This window comes from Bordetella genomosp. 2, from assembly GCF_002261345.1.
Classification (GTDB): Bacteria; Pseudomonadota; Gammaproteobacteria; order Burkholderiales; family Burkholderiaceae_B; genus Bordetella_A.
Map to the genome: position 1 here is coordinate 229,451 of NZ_NEVT01000009.1, position 13,013 is coordinate 242,463.

The 13,013-nt window shown below is 67.8% G+C and carries 12 protein-coding genes; 9 read left to right on the forward strand and 3 right to left on the reverse strand.

Annotation, left to right across the window (positions count from 1 at the left end; translation table 11 throughout):
• Window positions 1–119 precede the first annotated feature (119 nt).
• Complete coding sequence (locus tag CAL24_RS22520) at window positions 120–830, forward strand: YggS family pyridoxal phosphate-dependent enzyme (protein WP_038853481.1); 711 nt, start codon at window positions 120–122, stop codon at window positions 828–830.
• 25 nt (window positions 831–855) lie between these two features.
• Here the strand turns inward: CAL24_RS22520 and CAL24_RS22525 are convergent, their stop codons facing one another.
• The gene (locus tag CAL24_RS22525; protein WP_028354375.1) at window positions 856–1,338 is read right to left on the reverse strand and encodes a copper chaperone PCu(A)C; all 483 of its coding nucleotides are present in this window, start codon (window positions 1,336–1,338) and stop codon (window positions 856–858) included.
• Window positions 1,339–1,382: 44 nt separating this feature from the next.
• A complete protein-coding gene (locus CAL24_RS22530; RefSeq protein ID WP_028354376.1) occupies window positions 1,383–2,282 on the reverse strand; it encodes a LysR family transcriptional regulator ArgP in 900 nt (299 codons plus the stop codon).
• A gap of 142 nt (window positions 2,283–2,424) precedes the next feature.
• On the opposite strand from CAL24_RS22530, the gene CAL24_RS22535 reads away from it, so the two are divergent.
• On the forward strand, window positions 2,425–3,063 hold the full coding sequence (locus CAL24_RS22535) for a LysE/ArgO family amino acid transporter (protein ID WP_028354377.1): 639 nt from the start codon (window positions 2,425–2,427) through the stop codon (window positions 3,061–3,063).
• A gap of 503 nt (window positions 3,064–3,566) precedes the next feature.
• On the opposite strand, the gene CAL24_RS22540 is transcribed toward CAL24_RS22535, so the two are convergent.
• Window positions 3,567–4,256, reverse strand: a complete 690-nt coding sequence (locus CAL24_RS22540; RefSeq protein ID WP_028354378.1) for a Crp/Fnr family transcriptional regulator — start codon at window positions 4,254–4,256, stop codon at window positions 3,567–3,569.
• 173 nt (window positions 4,257–4,429) lie between these two features.
• Between CAL24_RS22540 and CAL24_RS22545 the strand changes: the two genes are divergently transcribed.
• The 7 genes from CAL24_RS22545 (at window position 4,430) to CAL24_RS22575 (ending at window position 12,871) form a co-directional block, all read left to right on the forward strand.
• Window positions 4,430–6,406, forward strand: coding sequence for an AMP-dependent synthetase/ligase (locus CAL24_RS22545; RefSeq protein ID WP_028354379.1), 1,977 nt, complete (start codon window positions 4,430–4,432; stop codon window positions 6,404–6,406).
• 3 nt (window positions 6,407–6,409) lie between these two features.
• Window positions 6,410–7,207: an ABC transporter ATP-binding protein gene (locus CAL24_RS22550; RefSeq protein WP_028354380.1), complete on the forward strand. Its 798-nt coding sequence runs from the start codon at window positions 6,410–6,412 to the stop codon at window positions 7,205–7,207.
• A 15-nt stretch (window positions 7,208–7,222) separates the two neighbouring features.
• Window positions 7,223–8,152 carry a branched-chain amino acid ABC transporter permease gene (locus CAL24_RS22555; RefSeq protein ID WP_028354381.1) on the forward strand — a complete coding sequence of 310 codons (930 nt, stop codon included), beginning with the start codon at window positions 7,223–7,225 and terminating at the stop codon, window positions 8,150–8,152.
• Between the two features lie 10 nt (window positions 8,153–8,162).
• On the forward strand, window positions 8,163–9,227 hold the full coding sequence (locus tag CAL24_RS22560) for a branched-chain amino acid ABC transporter permease (RefSeq protein ID WP_028354382.1): 1,065 nt from the start codon (window positions 8,163–8,165) through the stop codon (window positions 9,225–9,227).
• 96 nt (window positions 9,228–9,323) lie between these two features.
• Window positions 9,324–10,661: an ABC transporter substrate-binding protein gene (locus CAL24_RS22565; RefSeq protein WP_028354383.1), complete on the forward strand. Its 1,338-nt coding sequence runs from the start codon at window positions 9,324–9,326 to the stop codon at window positions 10,659–10,661.
• A 56-nt stretch (window positions 10,662–10,717) separates the two neighbouring features.
• The gene (locus tag CAL24_RS22570; protein ID WP_028354384.1) at window positions 10,718–11,548 is read left to right on the forward strand and encodes an ABC transporter ATP-binding protein; all 831 of its coding nucleotides are present in this window, start codon (window positions 10,718–10,720) and stop codon (window positions 11,546–11,548) included.
• A gap of 57 nt (window positions 11,549–11,605) precedes the next feature.
• The gene (locus tag CAL24_RS22575; protein WP_028354385.1) at window positions 11,606–12,871 is read left to right on the forward strand and encodes a phenylacetate--CoA ligase family protein; all 1,266 of its coding nucleotides are present in this window, start codon (window positions 11,606–11,608) and stop codon (window positions 12,869–12,871) included.
• The last annotated feature ends 142 nt before the right edge of the window (window positions 12,872–13,013 follow it).

Sequence of the window (13,013 nt, forward strand, 5' to 3'; positions counted from 1 at the left end):
ATATAAACAAATATCAAAAGATTCTATGCCCGCCCCCCCAGGCCGGTCAACGCGCGCCGCGCCGGCCGCGCGGCGCGCGGCGTTTATCATGATCGTTTTGTATGGAATCCCCCACACACATGAGTTCCGACGACTCCATGGCGGCGCGCGTGGCGCGGCTGCGCCAGCGCATCGACGCGGCGTGCGAGCGGGCCGGGCGGGCCCCCGGCAGCGTGGCGCTGCTGCCGGTCAGCAAGACCTTCGGCGCCGAGGCGGTGCGCGCGGCCGCCGCCCTGGGCTTGCGCCGCTTCGGCGAGAACAAGACCCAGGAAATCCGCCAGAAGGCCGTGGAGCTGGCCGACCTGGACATCCAATGGGTAATGATCGGCCACCTGCAGACCAACAAGGCCAAGGACGCGGCGCGCGATGCCGCCGAAGTGCAGTCGCTGGACCGCCTGGAACTGGCCCATGCGCTGCAGCGCCGGCTCGAAGCCGCCGGCCGCGCCATCGACGTGCTGGTGCAGGTCAAGACCTCGCCCGAACCCAGCAAGCATGGCCTGGCGCCGCAGGACGCGGCCGGCTTCCTGCGCACCCTGGCGCGCGAATGCCCGGCCCTGCGGGTCCAGGGGCTGATGACCATGGCGGTGCAATCGGACGATGCCGGCGCGGTGCGCGCCTGCTTCCGCCGCCTGCGGGAGTTGCGCGACCGCCTGCGGGACGAGGCCATCGACGGGGTGCGGCTGGACCGCCTGTCGATGGGCATGAGCGGCGATTTCGAGATCGCCGTCGAAGAAGGCGCCACCGAAGTGCGTATCGGCAGCGCCATTTTCGGGGCCCGGCACTACGCCTAGCGGGCCCCGGCAGGGCGGGGCGGCGTCAGTGCTTCATGTGCATGCCATGGCCGGCGTTGTGGCCGATCGGCATGACCTTGAATTTCACCGCGACTTCCCCGGCGTGTTCGAACTTCAGGGTGGCGGGCACTTCGGCGCCTTCGGTGAACGGCTGCTTCAGCTTCAGGAACATGACGTGATAGCCGCCCGGCGCCAGCTTGACCTCGCCGTCGGCCGGCACCGGAATGCCGTCCGGCAGGTGGCGCATGCGGGCCACGCCGTTTTCGGTCTGCACGGTATGCAGCTCGACGCGCTCGGCGGCGTCGGAAGTCACGGACACCAGGCGGTCGGCGGTCTTGGCGTCGTTGTCGATCTCCATATAGCCGGCGCCGTTGGGCTGGCCGGGCGCGGTCGCGCGCACCCAGGCGTCGTCGATCTCGATCTGGCCGACCTTGTAGTCCACTGCCCAGGCGGACGTCGCGGCGCACAGTCCCAGCGCGGCCATGAGTGTCCATTGACGCAATTTCATGAGGCGTTCCTCCATGCTGCCGACCCGCGACCGGGCGCGGCGGGTTAACGCCGCCGGACCAGGTTGCCGGCGGCCGCCAGGACCGACTGGGTCAAGGCTTCCATAGCCTGCGAGTTTACCCGCCAGTGCTGCCAGTACAGCGGCACATCCTCAGTGGCGCGGGCGCGCAGCGGAACCAGGCGCCCGCTTTCCAGCGCTTCGTTGATCAGCGGCAAGGGGTTCATGGTCCAGCCCAGGCCGTCGAGAGTGGCCTGCACGAACGCGCGCGACGAGGGCAGCCACCACACGGGCGGCTGCCACGGCACATCGCCCATGACCTTGCGAGCGAAGCGCGCCTGCAGGGCGTCCTTGCGGTTGAAGACCAGCACCGGCGCGCTGGCCAGGCTGCGCGCATTGACGCCCTGGGCGAAATGGCGGGCGTGGAACTCCGGCGTGCAGGTCGCCACATACCGCATGCTGCCCAGCGGATGGATGCGGCAGCCCTGCACCGGGTCGGCCAGCGCGGTGACCGCGCCCATCACCGAGCCGTTGCGCAACAGCGCCGCGGTGTGGTCCTGGTCTTCGGACTGCAGGTCCAGCGTCGCCCGGCTGCGCGCCGCGAACAGCCGGGCCGCCTCCATGAACCAGGTTTCCAGGCTGTCGTGGTTGACCGCCACCGCGATGCTGGCGTGCGGCACGGCGTCGCCTTCCAGGCCGAGGCGGTCGAGGGCGTCGTGCTCTAGCAGCGCGGTCTGTTCGGCCAGCTGCACCAGCACCTGGCCATCGGGCGTGGGCACCGCCGGCACGGTGCGCTGCACCAGCAGCCGGCCCATGCGCGCCTCGAGCGCCTTGACCCGTTGCGACACCGCCGATGGGGTGACATTGAGGGCTGAGGCGGCCCGTTCGAAGCTGCCTTCGCGCACCACCGCGGCCAAGGCGCGCAGGTTGCCGTGATCGATTTTCATGACATTAGATTTGCTTAATCAGCTTAAACAAAATTAGCTTTATTTCATCGATTCCACAAGCCAGAATACGGGTCCTGGCCGCGGCGCATTGCCGCGGCGTTGTTTTCATCGCCACGCCGGTGGCCTGCTCACCCCACGGATCATGTTTTCGCTCGCGTCCTTGCCCGCTTTCTTCACCGCCTGGGCCAGTGGCACCGCCACCGGCCTGGGGCTGTTCGCCGTGGTGGGCGCGCAAAGCGCGTTCATCCTGCGACAGGGGCTGATGCGCGCGCACCTGCTGAGCATCCTGGCCGTGTGCGCCGCCATCGACGCCGTATTCATCTTCGCCAGCGTGTGGGGGCTGCAGGCGGTGGCCGCCTGGTTCCCCTGGCTGACCGAGGCGGTGCTGTGGTTCGGCGTGGCGTTCCTGGCCTGGTACGCGCTGCAGTCGGCCCGCCGCGCGCTGCGGGCGCAAGGCGGCCTGGTCGCCGCGCGGCAAGCCGTGCCGTCGCGCCGCGCCGCCCTGCTCGGGGCGGCCGGCTTCACGCTGCTGAACCCGCATTTCTGGCTGGACATCATGGTGGTGGGCTCGCTGGCGCACAGCTTCGAAGACGCCCGCCTGGCCTTCGCCGCCGGCGCGCTCACCGCCAGCCTGCTATGGCTGGCCGTGCTGGGCATCGGCTCCCGCCTGTTCGCCCCCTGGTTCGCCAACCCGCGCGCCTGGCGGGTGCTGGACGGCGGGATCGCCATGGTGCTGATCGTATTGGTGGGGCGGCTGGCCTACAAAGGGTTGGCGGGATGACCGGTCGGTTCCTGAGGGCCATGACGGGTTCTTCTGGACGTCGTGGCGGGGCGGCCGGTAGGCCAGGCTTCTTTGCCGCCCATGGATTCTTCTTGCCGAAGAATTACATGGCCTAGCCGCCGGCCAATCACCGCTCACCCCTCGAACCTCATCGCCACACCCGGGCATGCCAAGCCTGAATGCCTTGCTGGGGCCGCTCGGGGCGGCCCCAGAAAGGCGGCCCCACAAACTGTTCCTGTCCCCACCCGCGGCAGCCGACGAAGTGCAAGCAAGACGACCTGCCCGGCGATGGGATGAACTCAAGCCACTGCGAGTCGTGGCGGGGCGGGGGCCGTGGGCGGGCGCCTCGGGGCCGAGCGAGCGGAGGCCGAACGGAGGCCCGCAGGGGCCGGAGGAGGCGAGCGATGCGGTGTCGGCCGCCCGGGCGGCCGACCGGCACCGTGAAGCCCGCCCACGGCCCCCGCCCCGCCACGACGCCCAGAAGAATTCACCCCACCCCGCGACTACTCCCCGACTCCATCTCCGCCGTATTCCTTCAACCCCTCCAGATCAAGCACCCGCACCGCCCCATACTCCACCCGCAACAAGCCCACCCCCTCCAGCTTCCCCAACGCCTGGTTGGCGCGCTGCCGCGACACCCTCGCCAGGTAGCCGACTTCTTCCTGCGTGATGGCCAGCCGCATCCCCATGCCGGGATACAGCAGCGGATTGAAGAGTTCGGCCAGGCAGCGCGCCACGCGGGCATCCGGGTCCAGCAGGCGGTCGTACTCGGCCTTGCCGATGAACTGCGCGACGCGCTCATTCAGTTGGTGCAGCAGATAGCGGTTGAACGGAATGCTGGTGTCGAGCAGCCAGTCGAAGGTGGCCGCCGGCAGCCGCGCCACCACGGAATCGCGCAATGCCACCACGTCGTACTTGCGCACTTCGCGCTTGAGCAGCGAGCCTTCGCCGATCCAGCCGCCGGCCGGCACGCCGGTCAGCGAGGCGATCTTGCCTTCGGCATTGCCCACGGAAACCTTCACCAGCCCGGCCAGCACGCCGATCCAGACCTGCGCAAGTTCGCCTTTGCGCTCTATGATCGTGCCAGCCTGCGCGGACTGCACGGCGATATCCCGCTCGACGCGCGCTTGCTGCTCGTCGGTCAAGACGCGGAACCAGGCCGCGGCAAGGTGCAGGGAATCGGCTAGCTGCATCGGGAATACCCTATATGTTCCTGGAATGTCGCAATCGTGACAGTCGGTCGCAACCCAACCTTATACCTTAACTACCGCTGCATATCGAAAATGAACTGGTCAAGTGCCGCCCCGGTGTTCATGCCGCCAGCTTGAACGCCACACGGGGCGGCCCCCAAACCGGAGGAGACAACGTGGCGCATGCACTGCCCGCCGGCGCACCCGCGCCGGCCACGCCAGGCACTTTCCCTGGCCTGCTGCTGGAGCACGCCCGGGTGCGCGGCGCGCGGCCGGCCATCCGCGAGAAAGACCTGGGCATCTGGCAGACGCTCAGCTGGGCCGAAGTCGCCAGCCACGTCCGCCAGGCCGCGCACGGCCTGGCCGCGCTGGGCATCGCGCCGGGCATGCACGTGGCCGTCATCGGCGAGAACCGCCCGCGCCTGTACATCGCCATGATGGCCACGCAGGCGCTCGGCGCGATCCCGGTGCCGCTCTACCAGGACGCGGTCGCGCAGGAAATGGTCTACGTCCTGCAGGACGCCGGCATCACCGTGGCCGTGGTCGAAGACCAGGAACAGGTCGACAAGATGCTCGAAGTGCGCGACCAGTGCCCGGCCCTGGCGCACGTGGTGTACGATGACCCGCGCGGCATGCGCCATTACACCGACCCGATGCTGCGTTCGTACGAACAGCTCGAGGCCATCGGCCGCGAGCATGCCGAACGCCATCCCGCGTATTTCGACGACGCGGTCGCGGCGGTGCAGCCGCACGACGCCGCCGCCATGTTCTATACCTCCGGCACCACCGGCAAGCCCAAGGGCGTGGTGCTGACGCACCATGCCCTGATCGACCGCGCGCGCGCCGTGGCCGAACTGGAAAAACTCACCGACCAGGAAGACGTGCTGGCCTACCTGCCGCCCGCATGGATCGGCCAGAACATGTTCTCGTACACCCAGCTGCTGGTCAGCGGCTTCACGGTCAACCACCCCGAATCGCCCGATACGGTGGCGATCGATATGCGCGACATCGGCCCCACGTATTATTTCGCGCCGCCGCGCGTGCTGGAAGGGCTGCTCACCCATGTCATGATCCGCATGGAAGACGCCGGCCGCCTCAAGCGCGCGATGTTCCGCCGCTGCATGAACCTGGCGCGCAAGGTGGGCGTGCGCATCCTCGACGGCGAGCCGGTGGGCGCGTGGGACCGCCTGCGCTATGCCATCGGCAACGTGCTGGTCTACGGTCCGCTGCGCAACGCGCTGGGCATGAGCCGCGTGCGCGTGGCCTATACCGCCGGCGAAGCCATCGGGCCGGACCTGTTCGTGTTCTACCGGTCCATCGGCATCAACCTGAAGCAGCTGTACGGCTCGACCGAGACCTCGGTGTTCGTCTGCGTGCAGCCCGACGGCCAGGTGCGCGACGACACCGTGGGCCCGCCCGTCAGCGGGGTGGAAATCCGGGTAGCCGACAACGGCGAGATCCTGGTCAAGAGCCCCGGGCTGTTCAAGGAGTACTACCGCAACCCGCAGGCCACCGAAGAAGCGCGCGACGCGGACGGCTGGTTCCATACCGGCGACGCCGGCTACTTGGACACCGACGGCCAGCTCAAGATCATCGACCGCGCCAAGGATGTCGGCAAGCTGGCCGACGGCAGCCTGTTCGCGCCCAAGTACCTCGAGAACAAGCTCAAGTTCTTCCCGCACATCAAGGAAGCGGTGGCCTTCGGCGCCGGCCGCGACCACGTCTGCGCCTTCGTCAACATCGACCTCGAAGCCGTCGGCAACTGGGCCGAGCGCCGCGGCCTGCCCTACGCCGGCTACACCGACCTGGCTGGCAAGGACGAGGTCTACCAGCTGGTGGGCGAGTGCATCGAGCAGATCAACGCCGACCTGGCGGGCGACCCCAAGCTGGCCGCCTCGCAGATCGCCCGCTTCCTGATCCTGCACAAGGAGCTGGACCCGGACGACGACGAACTCACGCGCACCCGCAAGGTGCGGCGCGCCTTCATCGCCCAGAAGTACGGCGTGCTGGTCGACGCCCTGTTCGCCGGCCAGGAATCCCAATACATCGAGACCGAGGTCAAGTTCGAGGACGGCCGCGTCGGCAAGATCGCCGCCGACCTGAAGATCCGCCCGGTCAAGACCTTCCCTCCCATTACCGCCCGGGCCGCGTAGACCATGAGCCAGACAGACCGCGACCAGCGCATCGGCAAGGTCATGCTCGACCTGCAGAACATCTCGCTGTCGTTCGGGGGCGTGAAGGCCCTGACCGACATCTCGTTCAATGTGCGCGAACACGAGATCCGCGCCATCATCGGCCCGAACGGCGCCGGCAAGAGCTCGATGCTCAACGTCATCAACGGCGTCTATACGCCGCAGCAGGGTGGCATTGAATTCGAGGGCAGGCGCTACTCGCGCATGAACCCGCGCCGCGCCGCCGAGATGGGCATCGCCCGCACGTTCCAGAACCTGGCGCTGTTCAAGGGCATGAGCGTGTTGGACAACATCATGACCGGCCGCAACCTGCGCATGAAGTGCGGTCTGCTGGCGCAGGCGCTGCGCTGGGGGCCGGCCGAGCGCGAGGAAATCCGCCACCGCGAATTCGTCGAGAACATCATCGACTTCCTGGAGATCCAGGCCCACCGCAAGACGCCGGTCGGCCGCCTGCCGTACGGCCTGCAGAAGCGCGTCGACCTGGGCCGGGCGCTGGCCATGGAACCGCGCCTGCTGCTGCTGGACGAACCCATGGCGGGCATGAACATCGAGGAAAAGCAGGACATGAGCCGCTTCATCCTCGATGTCAACGACGAGTTCGGCACCACCATCGTGCTGATCGAGCACGACATGGGCGTGGTCATGGACATCTCCGACCGCGTGGTGGTGCTGGACTACGGCAAGAAGATCGGCGACGGCAAGCCCGACGAGGTCCGGTCCAACGAGGCGGTGATCCAGGCCTACCTGGGCGTCTCGCACTAAACAAGGCAGAAAGACATGGGATTTTTCCTGGAAACCCTGTTCGGCGGCCTGATGAGCGGCATGCTGTACGCGCTGATCGGCCTGGGCTTCGTGCTGATCTTCAAGGCCTCGGGCGTGTTCAACTTCGCGCAGGGCGCCATGGTGCTGGTGGCGGCGCTGTCGATGGCGCGCTTCTCGGAATGGATCCCCGTCTGGCTCGGCTTCGAGAACCAGCTGCTGGCCAATGTCCTGGCGTTCATCGTCAGCGCCCTGCTGATGTTCCTGCTGGCGGTGGCGGTGGAACGCTACGTGTTGCGCCACCTGGTCAACCAGGAGGCGACCACGCTGCTGATGGCCACGCTCGGCATCAGCTACTTCCTGGACGGCCTGGGCCAGATCGCCTTCGGCAGTTCGGTCTACAGCATCGACGTGGGCATGCCCAAGGATCCGGCCTTCATCCTGGAGTCCATGTTCGAGGGCGGCATCCTGATCAACCTGGAAGACCTCACCGCCGCCGTGGTGGCGGCGCTGCTGGTGGCCACCCTGGCCATCTTCTTCCAGTACACCAGCACCGGCCGGGCGCTGCGCGCGGTGGCCGACGACCACCAGGCGGCCCAGTCGATCGGCATCCCGCTGAACCGCATCTGGGTCATCGTCTGGAGCGTGGCGGGGCTGGTGGCGCTGGTGGCGGGCATCATCTGGGGCTCGAAATTCGGCGTGCAGTTCACCCTGTCGACCGCGGCGCTGCGCGCCCTGCCGGTGGTCATCCTGGGCGGGCTGACATCGGTGCCGGGCGCCATCCTGGGCGGCCTGATCATCGGCGTGGGCGAGAAGCTGTCGGAAGTCTACCTGGGCTCGCTGGTGGGCGGCGGCATCGAAATCTGGTTCGCCTACGTACTGGCGCTCGTGTTCCTGCTGTTCCGCCCGCAAGGGCTGTTCGGCGAGAAAATCATCGACCGGGTCTGAGGACAAAACCATGTTCTACCGCGAAAACGGCCAATTCAAGACCGGCTATCGCGCCGACCAGCAGATCTTCCCGATCCGCCAGGACCGCATCTTCATCGGCCTGCTGCTGGCGATCGCCTTCGTGGCGGTGCCGCTGCTGGCCAGCGACTACCTGCTGCGCGCCATCCTGATCCCGTTCCTGATCCTGGCGCTGGCCGCCGTGGGCCTGAACATCCTGGTGGGGTACTGCGGCCAGATCTCGCTGGGCACCGGCGCCTTCATGGCGGTGGGCGCCTACGCCGCCTGGAACTTCGGCGTGCGTTTTCCCGGCATGCCGCTGGTGGCGCAGATCCTGCTGGGCGGCTGCTTCGCCACGCTGGTGGGGGTGCTGTTCGGCATACCCAGCCTGCGCATCCGCGGCCTGTACCTGGCGGTGGCCACGCTGGCCGCGCAGTTCTTCGTCGACTGGGCGTTCCTGCGCATTCCGTTCTTCACCAACTATTCCTCGTCGGGCAGCGTGTCGGTGCCGCCGCTGACGGCCTTCGGGCTGCCGGTGCACACCTCGCTGCAGCGCTACCTGTTCGTGCTGATCTTCGTGGTGGTGTTCGCCCTGCTGGCCAAGAACCTGGTGCGCGGCGCCATCGGCCGGCAATGGATGGCGATCCGCGACATGGACGTGGCGGCGGCGGTGATCGGCATCCGGCCCATGTACGCCAAACTCACCGCCTTCGCGGTCAGCTCGTTCATCGTGGGCGTGGCGGGCGCGCTGTGGGGCTACATCCACCTCGGCTCCTGGGAACCGCTCGCTTTCGACCTGGCGCGCTCGTTCCAGCTGCTGTTCATGGTGATCATCGGCGGGCTGGGCTCCATCATGGGCAGCTTCTTCGGCGCGGCATTCATCGTGCTGGTGCCGGTGGCGCTGACCAACGTGCCGCACCTGCTGGGCCTGTCCCTGTCGGTGGACACCGCGGCGCACATCGAACACATGGTGTTCGGCGCGCTGATCGTGTTCTTCCTGATCGCCGAGCCGCACGGGCTGGCCCGCCTGTGGAGCATCGGCAAAGAGAAACTGCGCATCTGGCCATTCCCGCATTGAGTTCCGGCCGCCGCGCCGGCACGCGCGGCGGCCCTTTCGACTACCCGGCCTCAGACCGGGCCAATCCCGGTGTCACATGCACCAAGCAGGAGGTAAATGGAGATGAAGCGTCTTAACCTGAAGTGGGCAGCGGCCATGGTGGCCGTATCCGGCGCCCTGACCGCGGCCGCCGCGCCGGCGCTGGCGGCGGAAGAGCAATTCGTTCCGCTCTTGGTGTACCGCACCGGCTCGTTCGCGCCGCTGGGCATTCCGTGGGCCGACGGCAAGCTGGACTACCTGAAGCTGGTCAACGCGCGCGACGGCGGCGTCAACGGCGTGAAGATCACCTACGAGGAATGCGAGACCGCCTACGCCACCGACCGTGGCGTGGAATGCTACGAGCGCCTCAAGGGCAAGAACGGCGGCGCGTCCGGCTTCGATACCCAGTCCACCGGCATTACCTTCGCGGTGAGCGACAAGGCCATCGTCGACAAGGTGCCGGTCGAGACCATGGGCTACGGCCTGTCCCAGTCGGTGGACGGCAGCGTGTTCGAATGGAACTTCCCGCTGCTGGGCACCTACTGGACCGCCGCCGACGTGATGATCCAGGACATCGCCAAGAAGGAAGGCGGCATGGACAAGCTCAAGGGCAAGAAGATCGCCCTGGTCTACCATGACTCGCCCTACGGCAAGGAGCCGATCCCGCTGCTGCAGAAGCGCGCCGCCGCGCAGGGCTTCGAGCTGCTGCTGTATCCGGTGACCGCGCCCGGGGTGGAGCAGAAATCCACCTGGCTGCAGATCCGCCAGTCGCGTCCTGCCTACGTGCTGCTGTGGAGCGCCGGCATCATGACGCCCACCGCCATCCGCGAGGCGCAGGCCAGCGGCTACCCGCGCGAGAAGATGTACGCGATCTGGTGGGCCGGCTCCGAAGGCGACGTGAAAGACCTCGGCAACGTGGCCAAGGGCTACAACGCCATCACCATCCACAACAGCGCCGCCCAGGGCAAGGTCTATGAAGACCTGAAGAAGTACGTCTACGACAAGGGCCAGGGCAGCGACGCCTCGGGCAGCACCACGCTGGGCACCATCGCCCATACCCGCGGCATGATGATCTCGATGCTGCAGGTCGAGGCGATCCGCACCGCCCAGGAGAAGTTCGGCAAGGGCAAGCGCATGACGCCGGAACAGGTGCGCTGGGGCTTCGAGAACCTGAACATCACCCAGGAACGCCTGAACGAGCTGGGCTTCGGCGACATCATGCGGCCGGTCAAGACCTCGTGCAGCAACCACATGGGCGACGACTGGGCCCGCATCGTGCAATGGGACGGCAAGGAGTTCAAGGTGGTATCGGACTGGTACCAGTCCGACAAGTCGGTGACGCGTCCGCTGGTGCAGGAAGCCGCGGCGAAGTACGCCAAAGAGAAGAACATCACGCCCCGCAAGTGCGAAGGCTGATGTGAACCGGCCGCCGGCGCCCGCGCGCCGGCGGCTACCCCGCCGCAGGAATCGCCATGACCGCTGCAAATCCCGCCGAAGCCGCCAAGATGCTGTTGGACGTGAACGGCATCGAGGTCATCTACAACCACGTCATCCTGGTGCTCAAGGGCGTGTCGCTGCAGGTCCCGGAAGGCCGCATCGTGGCGCTGCTGGGCGCCAATGGCGCCGGCAAGACCACCACGCTGCGCGCCGTGTCCAACCTGCTCAAGGGCGAACGCGGCGACGTCACCAAGGGCTACATCCAGTATCGCGGCCAGCGCATCGAGCGGCTGTCGCCGGCCGAGCTGGTCAAGCGCGGCGTGGTGCAGGTAATGGAAGGCCGCCACTGCTTCGCCCACCTGACCATCGAGGAAAACCTGCTGACCGGCGCCTACACCCGCGACCTGAATCGCGGCGACACGGCCGCCGCGCTGGAGCGGGTGTACCAGTATTTCCCGCGCCTGAAGCAACGCCGCGCCAGCCAGGCCGGCTACACCTCGGGCGGCGAGCAGCAGATGACGGCCATCGGCCGCGCGCTGATGGCCAACCCCAACATGATCCTGCTCGACGAACCGTCGATGGGGCTGGCCCCGCAGATCGTCGAGGAAATCTTCGAGATCGTGCGCGACCTGAACCAGCGCGAACGGGTCAGTTTCCTGCTGGCCGAGCAGAACACCAACATCGCCCTGCGCTATGCCGACTACGGCTACATCCTGGAAAACGGCCGCGTCATGATGGACGGGGCGGCCGACGACCTGGCGCGCAACGAGGACGTCAAGGAGTTCTACCTGGGCATTTCCAGCGGCGAGCGCAAGAGCTTCCGCGACCACAAGTTCTACCGGCGCCGCAAGCGCTGGCTGGCCTAGGTCTCCCAGGGCGACCCCGACGTTTTCCCCCTATGGCATCCCGAAGAGTGCGACCTCATGCCTGCGTTTTTTGATGCACTGGAAACCCGCGCCCCCGAAGAGCGCGAACGCGACCTGATGGCAGCCCTGCCGGGCGCCATCGAACGCGCCATGGCCGGGGCGCCCGCCATCGCCGCCCAGCTGCGCGGCGTCGACCCGCGCGGCATCACATCGCGGCAGGCGCTGGCCGCGCTGCCGGTGCTGCGCAAGCACGAACTGCTGGAACGCCAGCAGCACAGCCGGGCCGGCGCCGGCCCGGCCGGCGCGGCCAAGGCCTTCGGCGGCTTCTCGACCATCGGCTGGGGCCAGGCGCTGCGCGTGTTCGCCTCGCCCGGCCCGATCTACGAACCCGAGAGCGCGCGCGCCGACTACTGGCGCTTCGCCCGCGCCCTGTACGCGGCCGGCTTCCGGTCGGGCGAACTGACCTACAACTGCTTTTCCTACCATTTCACGCCGGCCGGCTCCATGATGGAAACGGCGGCCCACGCGGTCGGCTGCACCGTGTTCCCGGGCGGCACCGGCCAGACCGAACAGCAAGTGCGCGCCATTGCCGACCTGGCCCCCAGCGGCTACACCGGCACCCCCAGCTTCCTCAAGATCATCCTGGAAAAGGCCGACGAACTGGGCGTGCCGCTGCCGTCGCTGCGGCGCGCGCTGGTGTCGGGCGAGGCGTTTCCGCCCTCGCTGCGCGACTGGCTGGCCGCGCGCGGCATCGACGGCTACCAGGCCTACGGCAGCGCCGACCTGGGCATGATCGCCTTCGAGACCGGCGCCCGCGAGGGCTTGGTGGTGGGCGAGGAAATCATCGTCGAGATCGTGCGGCCGGGCACCGGCACGCCAGTGCCCGACGGCGAGGTGGGCGAGGTGGTCGTCACCACGCTCAACCCCGACTACCCGCTGGTGCGCTTCGGCACCGGCGACCTGTCGGCCATTCTGCCCGGCGCGTCGCCCTGCGGCCGCACCAATATCCGCATCAAGGGCTGGATGGGCCGCGCCGACCAGACCACCAAGGTGCGCGGCATGTTCGTGCATCCGTCCCAGGTCGCCGAAGTGCTGGCGCGCCACCCCGAGATCGCGCGCGCCCGGCTGGTGGTCAGCGGCGAAATGGGAGCCGACCGCATGGTGCTGCAGGTCGAGGCCCCCGAGCGCGGCGACGCGCTGGCCGCGCGCATCGCCGAATCGGTGCGCGAGGTGACCAAGCTGCGCGCCGACGTGCAATGGGCCGAGCCGGGCAGCCTGCCGAACGACGGCAAGGTGATCGACGACGTGCGGTCGTACAAATAGCGCGGCGCCTCCAGGTGTCAGACACCCTTATGGGTGTCTGACACCTTCCGCCGACACGCCACCGCCTCTGCCAGGTGTCAGACACCCCGTGGGTGTCTGACACCTCCTGCCGGCACGCCGCCGCTCGCCGCTTGCGCCGCGC

Coding starts and splice junctions, on each gene's coding strand:
- CAL24_RS22520 (WP_038853481.1), top strand. CDS start 120: ATGAGTTCCGACGACTCCATGGCGGCGCGCGTGGCGCGGCTGCGCCAG.
- CAL24_RS22525 (WP_028354375.1), bottom strand. CDS start 1,338: ATGAAATTGCGTCAATGGACACTCATGGCCGCGCTGGGACTGTGCGCC.
- CAL24_RS22530 (WP_028354376.1), bottom strand. CDS start 2,282: ATGAAAATCGATCACGGCAACCTGCGCGCCTTGGCCGCGGTGGTGCGC.
- CAL24_RS22535 (WP_028354377.1), top strand. CDS start 2,425: ATGTTTTCGCTCGCGTCCTTGCCCGCTTTCTTCACCGCCTGGGCCAGT.
- CAL24_RS22540 (WP_028354378.1), bottom strand. CDS start 4,256: ATGCAGCTAGCCGATTCCCTGCACCTTGCCGCGGCCTGGTTCCGCGTC.
- CAL24_RS22550 (WP_028354380.1), top strand. CDS start 6,410: ATGAGCCAGACAGACCGCGACCAGCGCATCGGCAAGGTCATGCTCGAC.
- CAL24_RS22555 (WP_028354381.1), top strand. CDS start 7,223: ATGGGATTTTTCCTGGAAACCCTGTTCGGCGGCCTGATGAGCGGCATG.
- CAL24_RS22560 (WP_028354382.1), top strand. CDS start 8,163: ATGTTCTACCGCGAAAACGGCCAATTCAAGACCGGCTATCGCGCCGAC.
- CAL24_RS22565 (WP_028354383.1), top strand. CDS start 9,324: ATGGAGATGAAGCGTCTTAACCTGAAGTGGGCAGCGGCCATGGTGGCC.
- CAL24_RS22570 (WP_028354384.1), top strand. CDS start 10,718: ATGACCGCTGCAAATCCCGCCGAAGCCGCCAAGATGCTGTTGGACGTG.
- CAL24_RS22575 (WP_028354385.1), top strand. CDS start 11,606: ATGCCTGCGTTTTTTGATGCACTGGAAACCCGCGCCCCCGAAGAGCGC.